Source organism: Klebsiella sp. KE9456 (assembly GCF_043832615.1).
GTDB lineage: Bacteria > Pseudomonadota > Gammaproteobacteria > Enterobacterales > Enterobacteriaceae > Klebsiella > Klebsiella indica.
On sequence record NZ_JBDYQK010000002.1, the window covers coordinates 309,321 to 328,052 of the forward strand.

Below are 18,732 nucleotides of genomic sequence, written 5' to 3' on the forward strand. Positions count from 1 at the left end.
TCTGAAGATGGCTGAACCACGTTTCGTACACCTGAGGGTGCACAGCGACTATTCCATGATTGATGGGCTGGCGAAAACCGGTCCGCTGGTGAAACAGGCTGCCGCGTTAGGCATGCCTGCGCTGGCGATTACCGATTTTACCAACCTCTGTGGTCTGGTGAAGTTTTACGGAGCGGGTCATGGCGTCGGGATTAAACCCATCGTTGGCGCTGACTTTAATGTTCAGAGCGAGTTGATGGGCGATGAACTCACGCATTTGACGGTACTTGCCGCCAACAATAGTGGCTATCAGAACCTGACGCTGCTGATTTCCAGAGCTTATCAACGCGGCTACGGGGCGGCGGGGCCGGTCATTGATCGCGACTGGCTGATCGAGCTGAAAGAAGGTTTGATTCTTCTCTCCGGCGGCCGGATGGGCGATGTCGGGCGTAGCTTGCTGCGCGGCAACAATGCGTTAGTCGAAGAGTGCGTCGCGTTTTATGAAGAACACTTTCCCGATTGCTACTTCCTGGAGCTGATCCGTACGGGGCGCCAGGATGAAGAAACGTATTTGCACGCCGCGGTTGAGCTGGCGGAAACGCGTGGCTTACCGGTTGTCGCGACGAATGATGTCCGCTTTATTAACAGCGATGACTTTGACGCGCACGAAATCCGCGTCGCGATTCACGATGGTTTTACGCTCGACGATCCGAAACGCCCGCGTAATTATTCTCCTCAGCAGTATATGCGTAGCGAAGACGAGATGTGCGAGCTGTTCTCCGACATCCCGGAAGCGCTGGAAAATAGCGTTGAGATCGCCAAACGCTGTAACGTAACGGTGCGTCTTGGCGAATATTTTCTGCCACAGTTCCCTACAGGGGATATGACCACCGAAGACTTCCTGGTACAAAAATCGAAGCAAGGTCTGGAAGAGCGTCTGGCGTTTTTATTCCCGGATGAAGAGGAGCGTAAAAAGCGCCGCCCTGAGTATGATGAACGTCTGGATATTGAACTGCAGGTGATTAACCAGATGGGATTCCCGGGTTACTTCCTCATCGTGATGGAATTTATCCAGTGGTCAAAAGATAACGGCGTACCGGTAGGGCCGGGACGCGGTTCCGGTGCAGGGTCGCTGGTGGCCTATGCGCTAAAAATTACCGATCTTGATCCGCTGGAGTTCGACCTGCTGTTCGAACGTTTTCTTAACCCGGAACGTGTCTCCATGCCTGACTTCGACGTTGACTTCTGTATGGAGAAACGCGACCAGGTTATCGAGCACGTCGCGGATATGTACGGCCGCGATGCGGTATCTCAGATTATTACCTTCGGTACGATGGCGGCGAAAGCGGTTATCCGCGACGTGGGGCGCGTGCTGGGGCATCCGTACGGTTTTGTCGACCGTATCTCCAAGCTGGTACCGCCAGATCCGGGCATGACGCTGGCGAAAGCGTTTGAGGCGGAACCACAGCTGCCGGAAATTTACGAGGCGGATGAGGAAGTTAAAGCGCTGATCGATATGGCGCGCAAGCTGGAAGGCGTCACGCGTAACGCCGGTAAGCATGCGGGTGGGGTGGTTATCGCGCCAACTAAAATCACCGATTTTGCGCCGCTGTATTGTGACGAAGAAGGGCGCCATCCGGTTACCCAGTTTGATAAAAGCGATGTGGAATACGCCGGGCTGGTCAAATTCGACTTTCTGGGGCTGCGCACGCTCACTATCATTAACTGGGCGCTGGAGATGATTAACGCCCGCCGCGAGAAAAACGGCGAGCCGCCGCTGGATATCGCCGCGATCCCGCTGGATGACAAGAAAAGCTTCGACATGCTGCAACGTTCGGAAACCACGGCGGTTTTCCAGCTTGAATCCCGCGGCATGAAGGATCTGATTAAGCGTCTGCAGCCTGACTGCTTCGAAGATATGATCGCCCTGGTGGCGCTGTTCCGCCCCGGCCCGCTGCAGTCGGGGATGGTGGATAACTTTATCGACCGTAAGCACGGGCGCGAAGAGATTTCTTACCCGGATGTGCAGTGGCAGCATGAGAGCCTGAAACCGGTACTGGAGCCGACCTACGGCATCATTCTGTATCAGGAACAGGTTATGCAGATTGCCCAGGTGCTCTCCGGTTATACCCTCGGCGGCGCGGATATGCTGCGTCGAGCGATGGGTAAGAAAAAGCCGGAAGAGATGGCCAAGCAGCGCTCTGTTTTTGAAGATGGCGCAAAGAAAAATGGCGTCGATGGCGAGCTGGCGATGAAAATCTTTGACCTGGTGGAGAAATTTGCCGGTTACGGGTTTAACAAATCGCACTCCGCCGCCTATGCGCTGGTCTCTTATCAGACGCTGTGGCTGAAAGCGCACTATCCGGCTGAGTTTATGGCGGCGGTAATGACTGCCGATATGGACAACACCGAGAAGGTGGTAGGTCTGGTGGACGAATGCTGGCGCATGGGGCTGAAAATTCTGCCGCCGGATATCAATTCCGGGCTGTATCACTTCCATGTTAATGACGACGGTGAGATCGTTTACGGTATCGGCGCGATCAAAGGCGTGGGTGAAGGCCCGATCGAGGCGATTATTGAAGCGCGCAATAACGGCGGTTATTTCCGTGAACTGTTTGACCTGTGCGCGCGAACCGACACCAAAAAGCTTAACCGCCGGGTGCTGGAAAAACTGATCATGTCCGGGGCGTTTGACCGTCTGGGTCCGCACCGCGCCGCGCTGATGAACTCGCTCGGCGATGCGCTAAAAGCCGCCGATCAGCATGCCAAAGCGGAGGCCATCGGTCAGGCCGATATGTTTGGCGTACTGGCGGAAGAGCCGGAGCAAATTGAACAATCCTATGCCAGCTGTCAGCCGTGGCCAGAGCAGGTGGTGCTGGACGGGGAACGTGAAACGTTGGGGCTTTACCTGACAGGGCACCCCATCAATCAGTATTTAAAGGAAATTGAGCGTTATGTCGGAGGCTACCGGCTGAAAGACATGCATCCAACAGAACGTGGCAAAGTGACCACGGCTGCGGGGCTCGTGATTGCCGCAAGGGTTATGGTCACCAAGCGCGGCAATCGTATCGGCATCTGTACCCTGGATGACCGTTCCGGACGTCTGGAAGTTATGCTGTTTACCGACGCTCTGGATAAATATCAGCAACTGCTGGAAAAAGACCGCATACTTATTGTCAGCGGACAGGTCAGCTTTGATGACTTCAGCGGGGGACTTAAAATGACCGCCCGCGAGGTCATGGATATTGACGAAGCCCGGGAAAAATATGCTCGCGGGCTTGCTATCTCGCTGACGGACAGGCAAATTGATGACCAGCTTTTAAACCGACTCCGTCAGTCTCTGGAACCCCACCGCTCGGGGACAATTCCAGTACATCTCTACTATCAGAGGGCGGATGCACGCGCGCGGTTGCGTTTTGGCGCGACGTGGCGTGTCTCTCCGAGCGATCGTTTGCTAAACGATCTCCGTGGCCTCATTGGTTCGGAGCAGGTGGAACTGGAGTTTGACTAATACAGGAATACTATGAGTCTGAATTTCCTTGATTTTGAACAGCCGATTGCAGAGCTGGAAGCGAAAATCGATTCTCTGACAGCGGTAAGCCGCCAGGACGAGAAACTGGATATTAATATCGATGAAGAAGTGCATCGTCTGCGTGAAAAAAGCGTAGAACTGACGCGCAAAATCTTCGCCGATCTTGGCGCATGGCAGGTTGCCCAACTGGCACGCCACCCGCAACGTCCATACACGCTGGATTATGTTCGCCTGGCGTTTGATGAATTTGACGAACTGGCGGGGGACCGCGCTTATGCCGACGATAAAGCGATCGTTGGCGGTATCGCGCGTCTGGATGGTCGCCCGGTGATGATTATTGGTCATCAGAAAGGCCGTGAAACGAAAGAGAAAATCCGTCGTAACTTCGGCATGCCGGCACCAGAAGGGTATCGCAAAGCGCTGCGTCTGATGGAAATGGCCGAGCGTTTCAACATGCCGATTATTACCTTTATCGACACCCCTGGCGCTTACCCTGGCGTGGGGGCGGAAGAACGCGGTCAGTCCGAAGCGATCGCCCGTAACCTGCGTGAAATGTCGCGCCTGAGCGTACCGGTGATTTGTACCGTTATTGGCGAAGGCGGTTCCGGCGGCGCGCTGGCGATTGGCGTGGGCGATAAAGTGAATATGCTGCAGTACAGCACCTATTCCGTTATCTCCCCGGAAGGTTGCGCATCCATCTTATGGAAAAGCGCGGACAAAGCGCCGCTGGCTGCCGAAGCGATGGGGATTATCGCGTCGCGCCTGAAAGAGCTGAAGCTGATTGATTCCATCATTCCTGAGCCACTGGGTGGCGCGCATCGTAATCCGCAAGCGATGGCGGCATCTCTGAAAGAACAGCTGTTGGCCGATCTGGCCGATCTCGATGTTCTGGATAATGACGAGCTGTTGAACCGTCGCTATCAACGTTTGATGAGCTACGGTTACGCCTGATTATTTATCTGATTTCTTATCGCTAATGGCCGGATTCTCCGGCCTTTTTTATGTGTCATTCGCGAAGATGCGATGAAATGAGCAAGCGGATGATATTGTCGCGTAACGCGATGCAACAAGAGAAATACGCCAGTGCTAAGCGCTGGCGTGGTTGTTATGATGCTTTCATCGGGTAAATTTCAGGAGGAAGGCGTGAATATCATCGCGATCATGGGTCCCCAGGGTGTCTATTATAAAGACGAACCGATTCAAGAGCTGGAAGCCGCGCTGCAACGGCAAGGCTTCCAGACTATCTGGCCGCAGAACAGCGCCGACCTTTTGCTGTTTATCGAGCATAATCCGCGGATCTGCGGCGTTATTTTTGACTGGGATGAATATAGCGTTGATCTGTGCAGCGATATTAATCGTCTGAATGAATACCTGCCCCTGTACGCTTTTATCAACGCACATTCGACGATGGATGTCAGCGGCCAGGATTTGCGTATGACGCTGTGGTTCTTTGAATACGCGCTGGGGCTGGCGGAAGAGATCGCTACCCGCATTGGTCAGTACACCCGCGAATACCTTGATAACATTACCCCGCCGTTTACCAAAGCATTATTCAACTATGTCCAGGAGGGGAAATATACTTTCTGTACCCCCGGCCATATGGGCGGATCTGCCTATCAAAAAAGCCCGGTGGGATGCCTGTTTTATGATTTTTTCGGTGGCAATACCTTAAAGGCGGATGTCTCGATTTCGGTGACGGAACTGGGGTCGCTGCTCGATCATAGTGGTCCACATCTGGAAGCGGAAGAGTATATTGCCCGCGCATTCGGTGCCGAACAGAGCTACATGGTCACCAATGGCACTTCGACGTCGAATAAAATTGTCGGCATGTATTCCGCCCCGGCGGGCAGCACGCTGCTTATCGATCGCAATTGCCATAAATCGCTGGCGCATCTGCTGATGATGAACGATGTGGTGCCACTGTGGTTAAAGCCGACGCGTAACGCACTGGGGATACTCGGCGGTATTCCGAAGCGTGAATTTACCCGCGATGCGATACAGCAAAAAGTCAATACCGTTGGGGGCGCCGGATGGCCCGCCTATGCGGTGATCACCAACTCCACTTACGACGGACTGCTGTATAACACCACCTGGATCAAAGAGACCCTTGACGTGCCGTCGATCCACTTTGATTCCGCCTGGGTACCTTACACCCATTTTCACCCGATCTATCAGGGAAAAAGCGGAATGAGCGGCGATCGCATCCCGGGAAAAGTGATCTTTGAAACCCAGTCGACGCATAAAATGTTGGCTGCGCTCTCGCAGGCTTCGCTTATCCATATTAAAGGCAACTACGATGAAGATACCTTTAATGAAGCCTTTATGATGCATACCTCAACTTCCCCGAGCTACCCGATTGTCGCCTCCATTGAAACCGCGGCGGCGATGCTGCGCGGTAATTCCGGCAGGCGACTCATCGAGCGTTCAATTGAACGAGCGCTGGATTTTCGTAAAGAAGTGCAGCGGTTACGCGAAGAGTCTGACGGCTGGTTCTTTGATATCTGGCAGCCGGAGGAGATCAATGATGCGCAGTGCTGGCCGGTGGCGCCTGGTGAGCCGTGGCACGGTTTTCAGGATGCCGATGCCGACCATATGTTCCTCGATCCGGTGAAAGTCACGATCCTGACGCCAGGTATGGATCAACAGGGTCATATGGATAACGAAGGCATACCGGCCGCGCTGGTGGCTAAATTTCTTGATGAACGCGGGGTGGTGGTCGAAAAAACCGGGCCGTACAACCTTCTGTTTCTCTTCAGCATTGGTATTGATAAAACCCGGGCGATGGGGCTATTACGCGGGTTAACCGAGTTTAAGCGCTCCTACGATCTGAATTTACGGGTCAGGAATATGCTGCCGGATTTGTACGCCGAAGATCCGGATTTTTACCGCAATATGCGCATTCAGGATTTGGCGCAGGGCATTCATCGTCTGATCCGCCAGCATCAGCTTTCGCAGCTGATGCTACGCGCCTTTGATGTCCTGCCGGAGATGAAAATGACGCCGCATCAGGCATGGCAGCGGCAGATTAAAGGCGAAGTGGAAACCATTGAACTGGAGAATCTGGTCGGACGCATTTCAGCGAATATGATCCTGCCGTATCCGCCTGGCGTGCCGTTGCTGATGCCCGGGGAGATGATCACGGAGGAGAGCCGCGCAGTGCTCGATTTCCTGTTAATGCTGTGTTCAATTGGCCGCCACTATCCTGGTTTTGAAACCGATATCCACGGGGCGAAGCGTGATGAAGATGGCGTATATCGGGTCCGGGTGTTAAAAAATGACTCAGCGGCTTGCGCAGTCATCAACTGAGCGAGTAACGTTATCGGCTTCAACGGGAGGAATTTTAATATGCTGGGTTTAAAACGGGTTCATCATATTGCCATCATCGCGACAGATTATGCGCAGAGTAAGGCTTTCTACTGCGATATTCTGGGTTTTACTCTGTTGGCGGAGTTTTACCGTGAAGAACGTGATTCATGGAAGGGCGATTTGGCGCTGAATGGTGAATATGTTATTGAACTGTTTTCTTTCCCGTTTCCGCCTTCGCGTCCGAGCCGTCCCGAAGCCTGCGGGTTACGCCATCTGGCGTTTAGCGTTGAGGATATTGACGACGCTGTTGCCCATCTTGAGCTGCACGGCATCGCTTGCGAAGGTATTCGTATTGACCCGTTTACCGATAAACGCTTCACCTTTTTTAAGGATCCGGATGGCCTGCCGCTGGAGATTTATCAACAGTAATTCTTGTCAGGTCGTGTCCTGCCGGGTAACGTGCCGGATACGCTTTCTTCAGTCAGAACGCTCATCATGATGATCCCGGATATTGCTCAAACGCTCCAGCCGCATCGCCAGTTTTTGCTGGCCTTCAGCGGTGGGCTGGATTCGACCGTGCTCCTGTATCGGCTGGTGCTCTGGCGCCAACTGGACCCAACAATTCATCTGCGGGCGATGCATATTCACCACGGGCTCAGCGCTAACGCCGACGGTTGGGTGGCGCACTGCCAGCAAATTTGCCAGCAGTGGCAGGTGCCGCTGCTGGTCGAACGGGTGACGCTCGGCGATGAGGGCCTGGGGATTGAGGCCCACGCGCGGCAGGCGCGCTATCAGGCATTCCGTGAGGCGCTTTTGCCAGGTGAAGCGCTGGTGACCGCGCAGCACCTTGACGATCAGTGTGAAACTTTCCTGCTGGCTCTTAAACGGGGGAGTGGCCCAACCGGACTATCGGCGATGGCCGGCGAATCCGACTTTGCCGCGACGAAACTGCTGCGCCCGTTACTGAATGAAAGCCGCGAGTCGCTGCAGCAGTGGGCGCTCGCCCATCAGCTCACCTGGATTGAAGATGAAAGCAACCAGGACGACGCTTACGACCGTAATTTTCTCCGTCTGCGTATTGTCCCGCAGCTCCGGGCTCGCTGGCCGCACTTTGTCGATGCTGTTGCGCGCAGTGCCAGTTTGTGCGGCGAACAGGAACAACTGCTGGACGAAATGCTGGCGACGGAACTGGCGACGCTGGTGGCTGAAGACGGCTCGCTGGCTATTGCGCCATTGCGAACAATGAGCGCACCGCGTCGGGCGGCGCTGCTGCGCCGTTGGCTGGCAGGACGCAATGCGCCGATGCCTGCCCGCGAGGTGCCGGAACGTATCTGGCGTGAAGTGGCGCTGGCGCGTGAAGATGCTTATCCCTGCCTGCGTCTTGGCCATTATACCGTTCGTCGCTATCAGCAGCGGCTGCATTGGGTGAAATATATTCCCGGCCAGAGTGAGACGGTGCTGGTATGGGATGATATCTTTAAGTCGCTGCCGTTACCGGATGGCCTCGGTGAGCTGGCGATACTGCCCGCCGGGCCGTTGCGCAGGCCAAATCCGGGGGAAGCGGTAACAATCCGCTTTCGCGCCAGCGGGAATCTGCATATCGTGGGTCGTCAGGGAGGACGCAAGCTGAAGAAGCTCTGGCAGGAGCTGGGCGTTGCTCCCTGGCGTCGCAATACTACGCCGTTACTGTTTTATGGCGAAGCGCTCATTACCGCGGCAGACAGTCTGTTTATTACGGAAGATGGGCGCGTTCGGGAAGGCGAAGGCGTACAGATGGAATGGAGGAAAACGGGCGGCTGAGCCACCCGTTTGGGTTCAGGACTCGCTGACCACCACGGTACCGATTTCCGGGTGGCTGAAGCTGGCGATTTTATCCAGGCGTAGCTCGCGGACGTTACCGGCGAGTTCCACCACCAGATACTCGATATTTTTGCGTGAGATAAGATCGTTGGCCTTCGCCTGCAACTGCTCGCCATCTTTAAGCGCCAGTGCCAGGACAAGATGGTGCTGGCAGGCAAGCTCGAGATTGTCATAATCATCGCAATTGATGGGTTGATAAGTATCATTCATTGACATAATCGCTCACCAGTAAGTTTGCCGCCGCATACGCGGCCTTTTCCTTGACTGACTCAGAAAGAGCCTGATCCACCGCAATCTCATTCAATACTTTCAGTACGCAACCGAGCGCATCCGGGATATATCCCAGGTCCCCGCTGGCTATTTCCGCATACCGCTTGCGTATTAACTCACAATATTTGTCCACATGCCCTCCTGTCAGCGCTCTGACTCAACCGTGGGATGTAAGTTTAAGCCTACGAAGATAAACTCTGTTTAGCAAGGTGACTATACCATAGGCATTTAAACAATATCAGCAGGATGAAACAGGAGCCGTTGAATGCTGACAGCCTTTTGTTGCCAGTTTCGCTACAATGTACGCCATTTTTATCAGGAGATGATTCATGGCGCTGAAAGCGACGATTTATAAAGCAACGGTGAATGTAGCCGATCTAGACCGCAACCGGTTTCTGGATGCCAGTCTGACGCTGGCTCAGCATCCGTCAGAAACCCAGGAGCGCATGATGCTACGTCTGCTGGCGTGGATTAAATATGCCGATGAGCGTCTGGTGTTCACCCGCGGTTTGTCCTCTGAAGATGAAGCGGAGCTCTGGCTGCTGAACGATCATCTGGGCGTAGACCTGTGGGTTGAGCTGGGGCTGCCGGATGAACGGCGAATTAAAAAGGCTTGCTCACGGGCGCAAGAGGTTGTGCTATTTGCCTATAATAGCCGGGCGGCTGAAATTTGGTGGCAGCAGAACAAGAGCAAAATGACGCAGTTTTCGAAGCTGACGGTATGGTATTTAGATGATACTCAACTGGCTCAGCTCAGTACCTTTGCCGATCGCACGATGTCGCTCCAGGCGACCATTCAGGATGGCAGTATCTGGTTATCTGATGCTCAGAATAATCTGGAAATTCATTTGACGGCCTGGCAAACACCCGCATGATTACGATTAGCCATCGCGTGGCCATTGCGGATGAAGAAGTTGTGCTCTCCGGGATACGCGCGCAGGGGGCGGGGGGACAGCACGTAAATAAAGCATCAACGGCTATTCATTTGCGCTTTGATATTAGGGCCTCAAGTCTGCCAGAATATTATAAGGAACGTCTGCTTACCGCCAGACACCACTTAATTTCTGCCGATGGGGTGGTTATTATTAAGGCTCAGGAATATCGTAGCCAGGAAATGAATCGCGAAGCGGCGATTGCCCGTCTGGTTGCCTTAATACAAGAATTAACCGCAGTGCAAAAGTGTCGGCGGCTATCGCGGCCGACCCGGGCGTCAAAAGAGCGCCGACTCGCTTCGAAGGCGCAAAAGTCGTCAGTCAAAGCGCTGCGTGGGAAAGTTCGCCATTAATTAAGGGAATGGCAAACTGGTTGAATGGATGATAAGGAATTTACAGTGAAGACCGCTATATTTTCAGTTGTCGCAGTCTGCTCGCTTTTTGTGCTATTTGGCTGTAATAATCGCCCGGAGGTTGAAACGCTTCAGGCCGCACCGATGGCAGAAATGAAACCCATGCAGCAAAGCTGGCGCGGCGTGCTGCCTTGTGCCGATTGCGAAGGTATCGAAACGTCGCTCTTTCTGGAAAAAGACGGTACCTGGGTGATGAATGAACGCTATCAGGGCGTGAGTCGCGAACCTTCTTCTTTTGCGTCATACGGTACCTGGGCGCGAACGGCGGATAAGCTGGTGCTGACCGATAGCAAAGGCGAGAAGTCTTATTATCGGGATAAAGGCGACAGGCTTGAAATGCTCGATCGTGATGGTAACCCAATTGAATCGGCGTTGAACTATACGCTGGCATCAGTAAAAGCCAGTCTGCCCATCACGCCGATGGCGATGCGTGGAATGTACTTCTTTATGGCGGATGCCGCGACCTTTACCGATTGTGCAACCGGCAAACGCGTCGTGGTAGCCAGCAATGCTCATCTAGAGCGCGATTATGCCGCTGCGCGTGGTACGGATAGTCGCCCGGTGCTGCTACAGGTGGAAGGACATTTTACCCTTGATGCCAACCCGGATAGCGGCGCGATGGTCAAAACGTTGGTGGCGGATAAGAATATTAAATTTATTCCGGGAAAAGAGTGTAACCAGTAAAAATTGTCGGCGTAAAAAAGAAAGGCCTCTTATTTCCGAGGCCTTTTTGCATTTGAAGGTGCTAATTAACCTTTAATGGCTTTCACCAGGAAATCGACGATCTCGCCAGTTTTAATCAGCTGCTTCTCGCCGTTACGACGGTATTTGTATTCAATATCGTCGTTGTCGAGGTTACGGTCGCCCAGCACGATAGTGTGCGGGATGCCGATCAGTTCCATATCCGCAAACATCACGCCCGGACGCTCTTTACGGTCATCCATCAGCACTTCAATACCCAGGGCGCGCAGTTCGCCGTACAGTTTTTCCGCCAGTTCCTGCACGCGGAAGGATTTGTGCATGTTCATCGGCAGAATGGCAACCTGGAATGGCGCAATGGCGTCAGGCCATACGATCCCGCGTTCGTCGTGGTTCTGCTCAATCGCCGCCGCCACCACGCGCGTTACCCCGATACCGTAGCAACCCATCGTCAGGATCTGGTTACGACCATCTTCGCCCTGTACGGAGGCTTTCAGCGCTTCGGAATACTTGGTGCCCAGCTGGAAGATATGACCCACTTCGATGCCGCGTTTAATCAGCAGCGTGCCCTGGCCGTCCGGGCTTGGATCGCCTGCCACGACGTTACGGATATCGGCGACGTCTGGCGTCGCGACATCGCGATCCCAGTTGATGCCGAAGTAGTGCTTGCCGTCGATATTCGCGCCAGCGGCGAAATCGCTCATCGCGGCTACGGTACGGTCAATGATCACCGGAATCGGCATATTCACCGGCCCCAGAGAACCAGGGCCGGCTTTCACTAGCGCACGAATCTCGTCTTCGGTTGCGAAGGTCAGCGGGCTGGCAACCTGCGGCAGTTTTTCCGCTTTCACTTCGTTCAGCTCGTGATCGCCACGTACCAGCAAGGCAACCAGCGGAGACTGGCTCTCTTCAACCGCTTTCACCAGCAGCGTTTTGACGGTTTTCTCAATCGGCAGATTGAACTGCTCAACCAGCTCTGCGATGGTTTTCGCGTTTGGCGTATCAACCAGCGTCATCTCCTGGCTGGCAGCCGCGCGCGGCGCTTTTGGCGCAACGGCTTCGGCGAATTCGATGTTAGCCGCGTAGTCAGAAGAATCAGAGAAGATCACATCATCTTCGCCGCTTTGCGCCAGTACCTGGAACTCGTGGGATGCGTTACCGCCGATTGACCCCGTGTCTGCCTGTACCGCGCGGAAATCCAGGCCCATACGGCTGAAGATTTTGCTGTAAGCGGCATACATGGCGTCGTATGTTTCCTGCAGGGATTCCTGAGAGGTATGGAAAGAGTAAGCGTCTTTCATCAGGAATTCGCGAGAACGCATCACGCCAAAGCGCGGACGGACTTCGTCACGGAATTTGGTCTGGATCTGATAGAAGTTCAGCGGCAGTTGTTTGTAAGAGCTCAGCTCGTTACGAATCAGGTCGGTGATGACTTCCTCATGGGTTGGGCCGAGTACGAACGGACGCTCGCCACGGTCAACAAAACGCAGCAGTTCCGGGCCGTACTGTTCCCAGCGACCACTCTCTTGCCACAGGTCAGCGGGCTGAACCACTGGCATCGACACCTCGATGGCACCGGCGTTGTTCATCTCTTCACGCACGATGTTTTCGACTTTTTTCAGGACGCGCACGCCGGTCGGCAGCCAGGTGTATAACCCGGAGGCCAGCTTGCGGATCATCCCGGCGCGCAGCATCAGCTGATGGCTGATAACCTCGGCGTCGGCAGGCGTCTCCTTCAGAGTGGAGAGCAGGTATTGGCTAGTACGCATGTTGTTACGGTTCCAGTTGAACGATCGATACAGGCTGAAAACCAGCCTGACACAAAAAAGTGGTTTAGTTTACCAGCGTGGCAAAGATGCCAAAAGAGAGGAAAATAAAATTAGCGTGGTTCGAGAGAAAAGACTTCAAAACCAGACGAAATCACCCGCCAGCGCACGTTAAAATCGAGTAGCCAGACGGCGTATGTTTTCCCTTCCTCTTCTTGTTTACGATATGCCGGACGCGGATCTTGCGCCAGAACCTCGGTAATGAACGATTTGAGCCGAGGATAACGTTTTTCGAGGGTTAAAAGCTGCGCGTCTGTTTCCGGCGTAAAGCGCACCGCCATTTCCGCCGACGGTGCCTGCTGAGCATAGCTGGCGCTGGCATCCGGCAACGCCTCGGCAAAGGGCAGGTAAGGTTTGATATCCACGACCGGAGTGCCGTCCACCAGATCCAGACTACCTAACTCCAGAATAACCTGCTCTTTATGACAGCGAACGGCTTTGAGCTCGACCAACGACATTCCGATGGGATTAGGACGAAAGGTCGAACGGGTGGCGAAAACGCCCATTCGCACATTGCCGCCGAGGCGGGGGGGACGCACGGTCGGGCGCCAGCCGCCTTCCATTGTCTGATGGAAGACAAACAGCACCCAGAGGTGGCTGAAGTTCTCCAGGCCGCGCACCGCTTCAGCCTGGTTATAGGGGGGCAACAGCTGTAATTCACCGCCGCCATTTTTGATAATTCCCGGCTGGCGAGGGACGGCAAACTTTTCTTTATAGGGTGAGCGAATCACGCCTATTTGTGCAAACTGAAAAGCACTCATTGCGCCGAAACGTTAAGCGCTGAACCCAGGCAGACGGCCTGTCGGTAGCAGCCTGGGGTACCGCTTGTCACTTCGCAACGGTGCAGCAGAACCGCATTGGCTCTCATTTTTGCCGCATTAATTTGTAGACGCTTACGGGCCGTAGGGATATTCGGCGGAGAGTCCTGGTTTGAGGCCTGACATGATTCACCGGTGACTTCCCCCAGATCGCGGAAAGGTTTACCTACCAGTTCTGCTGCATCGGTATAGATTCTTACCGGTGCCGGGCGCGTCGCTCTTGGTTTTGCCGGTTCCGATTTGGCTGGCGGAGTTGCAGTGCTTTGTTCAGACTCGACGGGAGATCTGCTTAGCATAGAACAACCACTTAACATGAGTGCTAACAAACAGACCGGTAAAGCACGCATAGTATTTCCTCGAAAAATAATAAAACAGGGCGCTATTGAATCAGGTGATTGCATAAATGACAAGACGGGCATAAAGCCCGTCCTGAATGATATTACGCTGAAAAAAGATTACCAGCCTTTCACCGCACCGCCGTTAAAGATTTTGTTGGCTGCTTCGTAAACTTCGTCACTCTGGTAAGCCTGGACAAATTTCTTAACGTTTTCCGCATCTTTGTTGTCTTCACGCGCGACAATCAGGTTGACGTACGGAGAATCTTTGCCTTCCACAAAAATACCGTCTTTGGCCGGCGTTAAGCCAATCTGGCTGGCGTAAGTGGTATTGATAATCGCCAGAGCGATTTGTGCATCATCCAGTGAACGCGGCAACTGCGGGGCTTCCAGCTCAACAATTTTCAGGTTTTTCGGGTTTTCAATAATATCCAGAGCCGTAGGCAGTAAACCAACGCCCTCTTTCAGTTTGATCAGGCCAACTTTCTGCAACAGCAGCAGGGAGCGACCGAGGTTGGTCGGATCGTTAGGAATGGCGACCTGAGAACCCGGCTGCAGTTCGTCCAGGGATTTGATTTTTTTCGAATATCCGGCAATCGGATAAACAAAAGTGTTTCCGACTGGAACCAGTTTGTAGCCGCGGTCTTTAATTTGTTGATCAAGATACGGTTTATGCTGGAAGGCATTAACATCAATATCACCTTTGCTCAGCGCTTCGTTCGGCAGCACATAGTCGTTGAAGGTGACCAGTTCAACATCAAGGCCGTATTTTTCTTTTGCCACTTTCTGCGCGACTTCAGCAACCTGCTGTTCCGCCCCGACGATAACGCCAACTTTGATATGGTTCGGATCTTTTTCGTCCTGACCGCAACCCGCCAGCGCTAGCGAACCGATTAACGCACCTACCGCCGCAAAGGTTTTGAAATTAAAGGCCATGATATTTCCTTCCTGTAATATTTTGTATTGTGTGCAATGTTATTTGTGAGTCACTGCCCGGACGATACGATCGCCAGAGAATTGAATCAAATAAACCAGAATAACCAGTAATACCAGTACGGTATTCATCACGGTTGCATTGTAGCCGATGTAGCCGTACTGATAGCCAATCTGCCCCAGACCACCAGCGCCGACAGCGCCGCCCATCGCGGAATAGCCGACCAGCGTAATGAGCGTAATGGTTGCCGCATTGACCAGTCCCGGCAGCGCTTCCGGCAGAAGAACCTTACGGACGATCTGCATTGGCGTCGCCCCCATGGCTCGAGATGCTTCGATAAGGCCGGTTGGGATCTCCAGCAGTGCGTTTTCGACCATCCGCGCGATAAATGGCGCCGCGCCGACCGTCAGCGGAACGATAGCCGCCTGCAGTCCAATGGATGTTCCTACGATCACGCGGGTGAAAGGGATCATCCAGACCAACAGGATAATAAACGGAATCGAACGGAAAATGTTTACTACCGCCGACAGTGTACGGTAAAGCTTCGCGTTAGCGACAATTTGCCCTGGACGCGTGACGTACAGGAGTACACCAACCGGCAGACCGAGAACAAAACCGAAGAAGCCGGCGACAAATGTCATAGCCAGCGTTTCCCATACGCCGCGAATCAGCAGCCAGATCATGGGTTCAGACATATCCCAGTACCTCTATTTTTACATGGTGTTCCTGTAGCCAGGCGATTGCGGCCTGGGTATCTTCCTGTGCGCCGTGCATTTCGGTCAGCATAATGCCGAATTTCACGCCGCCGGCGTAATCCATCTGCGCGCTGATAATATTGTTGTTCACATTGAAGCGACGCGCGGTTTCAGAGAGCAGCGGCGCATCAACGGAATGGCCGGTAAACTCCATGCGCAGCATCGGTACGCTATCGGGATATGCCTCAGGCTTCAGGCGAGCCTGATAATCATCCGGAATATCCAGATGCAGCGTTGACTGAATAAACTGCTGCGCCAGCGGCGTTTTGGGATGAGAGAAGACTTCACTCACCGTATCCTGTTCAATTAACTGGCCGTTGCTGATCACGGCGACGCAATCACAGATGCGTTTCACAACATCCATTTCGTGGGTGATCAGCAGAATGGTCAGCCCCAGGCGACGGTTGATATCTTTCAGTAGTTCCAGAATCGAACGGGTAGTGGCTGGATCCAGAGCGCTGGTGGCTTCGTCGCAAAGCAACACTTTTGGATTGCTGGCCAGAGCGCGGGCGATGGCTACGCGCTGCTTTTGTCCGCCAGAAAGATTAGCGGGATAACTGTCATGCTTATCGGCAAGGCCCACAAGCTCCAGTAGTTCGCTCACCCGGCGTTTAATTTCTGCCTGCGGCGTGTTATCCAGTTCCAGCGGCAACGCGACATTACCGAATACGGTACGCGAGGCAAGCAGGTTAAAGTGCTGGAAGATCATGCCGATTTGACGGCGAGCGCGGGTCAGCTCTTTTTCGGAAAGTGCCGTTAGCTCCTGACCGCCAACCTGTACGCTGCCCTGAGTCGGACGCTCAAGCAGGTTAACGCAGCGGATTAATGTACTCTTACCCGCACCAGAAGCGCCGATGACGCCATAAATTTGTCCGGCAGGGACATGCAGGCTGACATCATTCAGCGCCTGTATGCTACGGTTCCCCTGCTGGAACACCTTGGTGATATTTGAAAGTTTTATCATCAGTTATTTATTATCGTTTAGCCGTTTGCCGTGGCATTTTCTTCTGCCGTGTTCAGGCGATGCCTGTCAATGAAATGGATGTTAAGGCATCCAGACGTCTAAATCAATCTGACTCTGTATAATGAGCACTTTCTTGCGTCTATAAACATGCGATACTACGCGCACTAGCCTTTATCAGGAGCAAACCGGTGGCAAAGTCAGTACCCGCAATTTTTCTTGACCGTGACGGCACAATTAATGTCGATCACGGCTATGTCCATGAAATCGACAATTTTGAATTTATCGATGGCGTTATCGACGCAATGCGTCAATTAAAGGAGATGGGCTATGCGTTGGTGCTGGTGACTAACCAGTCCGGTATTGCCCGCGGTAAGTTTACTGAAGAGCAGTTTGAAACGCTGACGGAGTGGATGGACTGGTCGCTGGCCGATCGCGGCGTTGATCTGGACGGTATCTATTATTGCCCGCATCATCCGCAGGGAACCGTTAAAGAGTTTCGCCAGACCTGCGACTGCCGCAAACCGCATCCGGGAATGCTGATCTCGGCGCGCGATTACCTGCATATCGATATGGCGGCTTCCTATATGGTGGGCGATAAAGTAGAAGATATGCAGGCGGCTCAGGCTGCGGGAGTGGGCACAAAAGTATTAGTGCGCACCGGCAAGCCTGTCACCCCGGAAGCAGAAAGCGCTGCGGATTGGGTGCTAAATAGCCTGGCAGAGCTGCCGAATGCGATTAAAAAGCAGCAAAAATAAGCGTTACGTATAAAAGATGAGCGGTTGAAATAAAATTGCATTTTACCGCTTGTCACCGCCGAATAACTCCCTATAATGCGCTCCCACTGACACGGAGAAACGGCATGCAAGCCGCCGGGTCAGCGGGGAAGACTCTGAAAAACAGGGTTGACTCTGTAAGAGGAAAGCGTATTATACGCCACCTCGCGACAGAGCGCTGAAGCGCGTCGCAACTGCTCTTTAACAATTTATCAGACAATCTGTGTGGGCACTCAAAGTGACATGGATTCTTAATGTCTTCGGACAATAAATGAATACCAAGTCTCTGAGTGAACACGTAATTCATTACGAAGTTTAATTCACGAGCATCAAACTTAAATTGAAGAGTTTGATCATGGCTCAGATTGAACGCTGGCGGCAGGCCTAACACATGCAAGTCGAACGGTAGCACAGAGAGCTTGCTCTCGGGTGACGAGTGGCGGACGGGTGAGTAATGTCTGGGAAACTGCCCGATGGAGGGGGATAACTACTGGAAACGGTAGCTAATACCGCATAACGTCGCAAGACCAAAGAGGGGGACCTTAGGGCCTCTTGCCATCGGATGTGCCCAGATGGGATTAGCTTGTTGGTGAGGTAACGGCTCACCAAGGCGACGATCCCTAGCTGGTCTGAGAGGATGACCAGCCACACTGGAACTGAGACACGGTCCAGACTCCTACGGGAGGCAGCAGTGGGGAATATTGCACAATGGGCGCAAGCCTGATGCAGCCATGCCGCGTGTATGAAGAAGGCCTTCGGGTTGTAAAGTACTTTCAGCGGGGAGGAAGGCGGTGAGGTTAATAACCTTACTGATTGACGTTACCCGCAGAAGAAGCACCGGCTAACTCCGTGCCAGCAGCCGCGGTAATACGGAGGGTGCAAGCGTTAATCGGAATTACTGGGCGTAAAGCGCACGCAGGCGGTCTGACAAGTCGGATGTGAAATCCCCGGGCTCAACCCGGGAACTGCATTCGAAACTGTCAGGCTGGAGTCTTGTAGAGGGGGGTAGAATTCCAGGTGTAGCGGTGAAATGCGTAGAGATCTGGAGGAATACCGGTGGCGAAGGCGGCCCCCTGGACAAAGACTGACGCTCAGGTGCGAAAGCGTGGGGAGCAAACAGGATTAGATACCCTGGTAGTCCACGCTGTAAACGATGTCGACTTGGAGGTTGTGCCCTTGAGGCGTGGCTTCCGGAGCTAACGCGTTAAGTCGACCGCCTGGGGAGTACGGCCGCAAGGTTAAAACTCAAATGAATTGACGGGGGCCCGCACAAGCGGTGGAGCATGTGGTTTAATTCGATGCAACGCGAAGAACCTTACCTGGTCTTGACATCCAC

General features: G+C 53.6%; 17 protein-coding genes and 1 rRNA gene. 10 read left to right on the forward strand and 8 right to left on the reverse strand.

The features are described 5' to 3' along the window. The first annotated feature begins 7 nt into the window (after positions 1-7). From dnaE to tilS, 5 genes are all read left to right on the forward strand, one after another. Complete coding sequence (gene dnaE, locus ABK821_RS03610; RefSeq protein ID WP_142502982.1) at positions 8-3,490, forward strand: DNA polymerase III subunit alpha; 3,483 nt, start codon at positions 8-10, stop codon at positions 3,488-3,490. 12 nt (positions 3,491-3,502) lie between these two features. Next, positions 3,503-4,462 carry an acetyl-CoA carboxylase carboxyl transferase subunit alpha gene (accA, locus tag ABK821_RS03615; RefSeq protein ID WP_343177918.1) on the forward strand — a complete coding sequence of 320 codons (960 nt, stop codon included), beginning with the start codon at positions 3,503-3,505 and terminating at the stop codon, positions 4,460-4,462. 192 nt (positions 4,463-4,654) lie between these two features. Beyond that, entirely contained in the window at positions 4,655-6,817 is a 2,163-nt protein-coding gene (locus tag ABK821_RS03620) for a lysine decarboxylase LdcC (protein WP_138362061.1), read from the forward strand. Between the two features lie 39 nt (positions 6,818-6,856). Beyond that, on the forward strand, positions 6,857-7,246 hold the full coding sequence (locus ABK821_RS03625; RefSeq protein WP_142502980.1) for a VOC family protein: 390 nt from the start codon (positions 6,857-6,859) through the stop codon (positions 7,244-7,246). 69 nt (positions 7,247-7,315) lie between these two features. After that, a complete protein-coding gene (gene tilS, locus ABK821_RS03630; RefSeq protein WP_142503076.1) occupies positions 7,316-8,617 on the forward strand; it encodes a tRNA lysidine(34) synthetase TilS in 1,302 nt (433 codons plus the stop codon). Between the two features lie 15 nt (positions 8,618-8,632). Here tilS and rof read toward each other — a convergent pair whose 3' ends face one another. Further along, entirely contained in the window at positions 8,633-8,893 is a 261-nt protein-coding gene (gene rof, locus ABK821_RS03635; RefSeq protein WP_138362036.1) for a Rho-binding antiterminator, read from the reverse strand. Then, on the reverse strand, positions 8,880-9,080 hold the full coding sequence (locus ABK821_RS03640) for a YaeP family protein (RefSeq protein ID WP_138362037.1): 201 nt from the start codon (positions 9,078-9,080) through the stop codon (positions 8,880-8,882). Before ABK821_RS03640 ends, rof begins: the two co-directional genes overlap by 14 nt. Positions 9,081-9,276: 196 nt before the next feature. Here ABK821_RS03640 and ABK821_RS03645 point away from each other — a divergent pair, with 196 nt between their 5' ends. The 3 genes from ABK821_RS03645 to nlpE are packed head-to-tail and all read left to right on the forward strand — an operon-like array spanning position 9,277 to position 10,976. Next, positions 9,277-9,822, forward strand: coding sequence for a YaeQ family protein (locus ABK821_RS03645; RefSeq protein WP_138362038.1), 546 nt, complete (start codon positions 9,277-9,279; stop codon positions 9,820-9,822). Beyond that, positions 9,819-10,232 carry an alternative ribosome rescue aminoacyl-tRNA hydrolase ArfB gene (gene arfB, locus ABK821_RS03650; RefSeq protein ID WP_395033811.1) on the forward strand — a complete coding sequence of 138 codons (414 nt, stop codon included), beginning with the start codon at positions 9,819-9,821 and terminating at the stop codon, positions 10,230-10,232. The genes ABK821_RS03645 and arfB overlap by 4 nt, the downstream gene beginning before the upstream one ends. Before the next feature lie 45 nt (positions 10,233-10,277). Further along, on the forward strand, positions 10,278-10,976 hold the full coding sequence (nlpE, locus tag ABK821_RS03655; RefSeq protein ID WP_395033812.1) for an envelope stress response activation lipoprotein NlpE: 699 nt from the start codon (positions 10,278-10,280) through the stop codon (positions 10,974-10,976). Positions 10,977-11,041: 65 nt separating this feature from the next. Here the strand turns inward: nlpE and proS are convergent, their stop codons facing one another. The 6 genes from proS to metN form a co-directional block, all read right to left on the reverse strand. Continuing rightward, positions 11,042-12,760, reverse strand: a complete 1,719-nt coding sequence (proS, locus tag ABK821_RS03660; protein WP_395033813.1) for a proline--tRNA ligase — start codon at positions 12,758-12,760, stop codon at positions 11,042-11,044. A 110-nt stretch (positions 12,761-12,870) separates the two neighbouring features. Then, positions 12,871-13,578, reverse strand: a complete 708-nt coding sequence (tsaA, locus tag ABK821_RS03665; RefSeq protein ID WP_138362042.1) for a tRNA (N6-threonylcarbamoyladenosine(37)-N6)-methyltransferase TrmO — start codon at positions 13,576-13,578, stop codon at positions 12,871-12,873. Continuing rightward, positions 13,575-13,982, reverse strand: coding sequence for an Rcs stress response system protein RcsF (gene rcsF, locus ABK821_RS03670; protein WP_138362043.1), 408 nt, complete (start codon positions 13,980-13,982; stop codon positions 13,575-13,577). Before rcsF ends, tsaA begins: the two co-directional genes overlap by 4 nt. Positions 13,983-14,090: 108 nt before the next feature. Beyond that, complete coding sequence (locus tag ABK821_RS03675; protein ID WP_138362044.1) at positions 14,091-14,906, reverse strand: MetQ/NlpA family lipoprotein; 816 nt, start codon at positions 14,904-14,906, stop codon at positions 14,091-14,093. 39 nt (positions 14,907-14,945) lie between these two features. Beyond that, complete coding sequence (locus tag ABK821_RS03680; protein WP_395033814.1) at positions 14,946-15,599, reverse strand: methionine ABC transporter permease MetI; 654 nt, start codon at positions 15,597-15,599, stop codon at positions 14,946-14,948. Then, positions 15,592-16,623: a methionine ABC transporter ATP-binding protein MetN gene (gene metN, locus ABK821_RS03685; protein ID WP_138362046.1), complete on the reverse strand. Its 1,032-nt coding sequence runs from the start codon at positions 16,621-16,623 to the stop codon at positions 15,592-15,594. The genes ABK821_RS03680 and metN overlap by 8 nt, the downstream gene beginning before the upstream one ends. A gap of 188 nt (positions 16,624-16,811) precedes the next feature. Between metN and gmhB the strand changes: the two genes are divergently transcribed. Continuing rightward, positions 16,812-17,378 (forward strand): D-glycero-beta-D-manno-heptose 1,7-bisphosphate 7-phosphatase, encoded by a 567-nt coding sequence (gene gmhB / locus ABK821_RS03690; protein ID WP_138362047.1) that lies wholly within the window; start codon positions 16,812-16,814, stop codon positions 17,376-17,378. A 355-nt stretch (positions 17,379-17,733) separates the two neighbouring features. Continuing rightward, positions 17,734-18,732, forward strand: a 16S ribosomal RNA gene (locus ABK821_RS03695); the annotation flags it as partial.

Excerpts from the sequence above, each read along its gene's own strand:
- ABK821_RS03680 (WP_395033814.1), bottom strand. The coding sequence starts at position 15,599 with ATGTCTGAACCCATGATCTGGCTGCTGATTCGCGGCGTATGGGAAACG.
- arfB (WP_395033811.1), top strand. The coding sequence starts at position 9,819 with ATGATTACGATTAGCCATCGCGTGGCCATTGCGGATGAAGAAGTTGTG.
- rcsF (WP_138362043.1), bottom strand. The coding sequence starts at position 13,982 with ATGCGTGCTTTACCGGTCTGTTTGTTAGCACTCATGTTAAGTGGTTGT.
- ABK821_RS03675 (WP_138362044.1), bottom strand. The coding sequence starts at position 14,906 with ATGGCCTTTAATTTCAAAACCTTTGCGGCGGTAGGTGCGTTAATCGGT.
- tsaA (WP_138362042.1), bottom strand. The coding sequence starts at position 13,578 with ATGAGTGCTTTTCAGTTTGCACAAATAGGCGTGATTCGCTCACCCTAT.
- tilS (WP_142503076.1), top strand. The coding sequence starts at position 7,316 with ATGATCCCGGATATTGCTCAAACGCTCCAGCCGCATCGCCAGTTTTTG.
- accA (WP_343177918.1), top strand. The coding sequence starts at position 3,503 with ATGAGTCTGAATTTCCTTGATTTTGAACAGCCGATTGCAGAGCTGGAA.
- ABK821_RS03625 (WP_142502980.1), top strand. The coding sequence starts at position 6,857 with ATGCTGGGTTTAAAACGGGTTCATCATATTGCCATCATCGCGACAGAT.
- ABK821_RS03645 (WP_138362038.1), top strand. The coding sequence starts at position 9,277 with ATGGCGCTGAAAGCGACGATTTATAAAGCAACGGTGAATGTAGCCGAT.
- metN (WP_138362046.1), bottom strand. The coding sequence starts at position 16,623 with ATGATAAAACTTTCAAATATCACCAAGGTGTTCCAGCAGGGGAACCGT.
- rof (WP_138362036.1), bottom strand. The coding sequence starts at position 8,893 with ATGTCAATGAATGATACTTATCAACCCATCAATTGCGATGATTATGAC.
- dnaE (WP_142502982.1), top strand. The coding sequence starts at position 8 with ATGGCTGAACCACGTTTCGTACACCTGAGGGTGCACAGCGACTATTCC.
- proS (WP_395033813.1), bottom strand. The coding sequence starts at position 12,760 with ATGCGTACTAGCCAATACCTGCTCTCCACTCTGAAGGAGACGCCTGCC.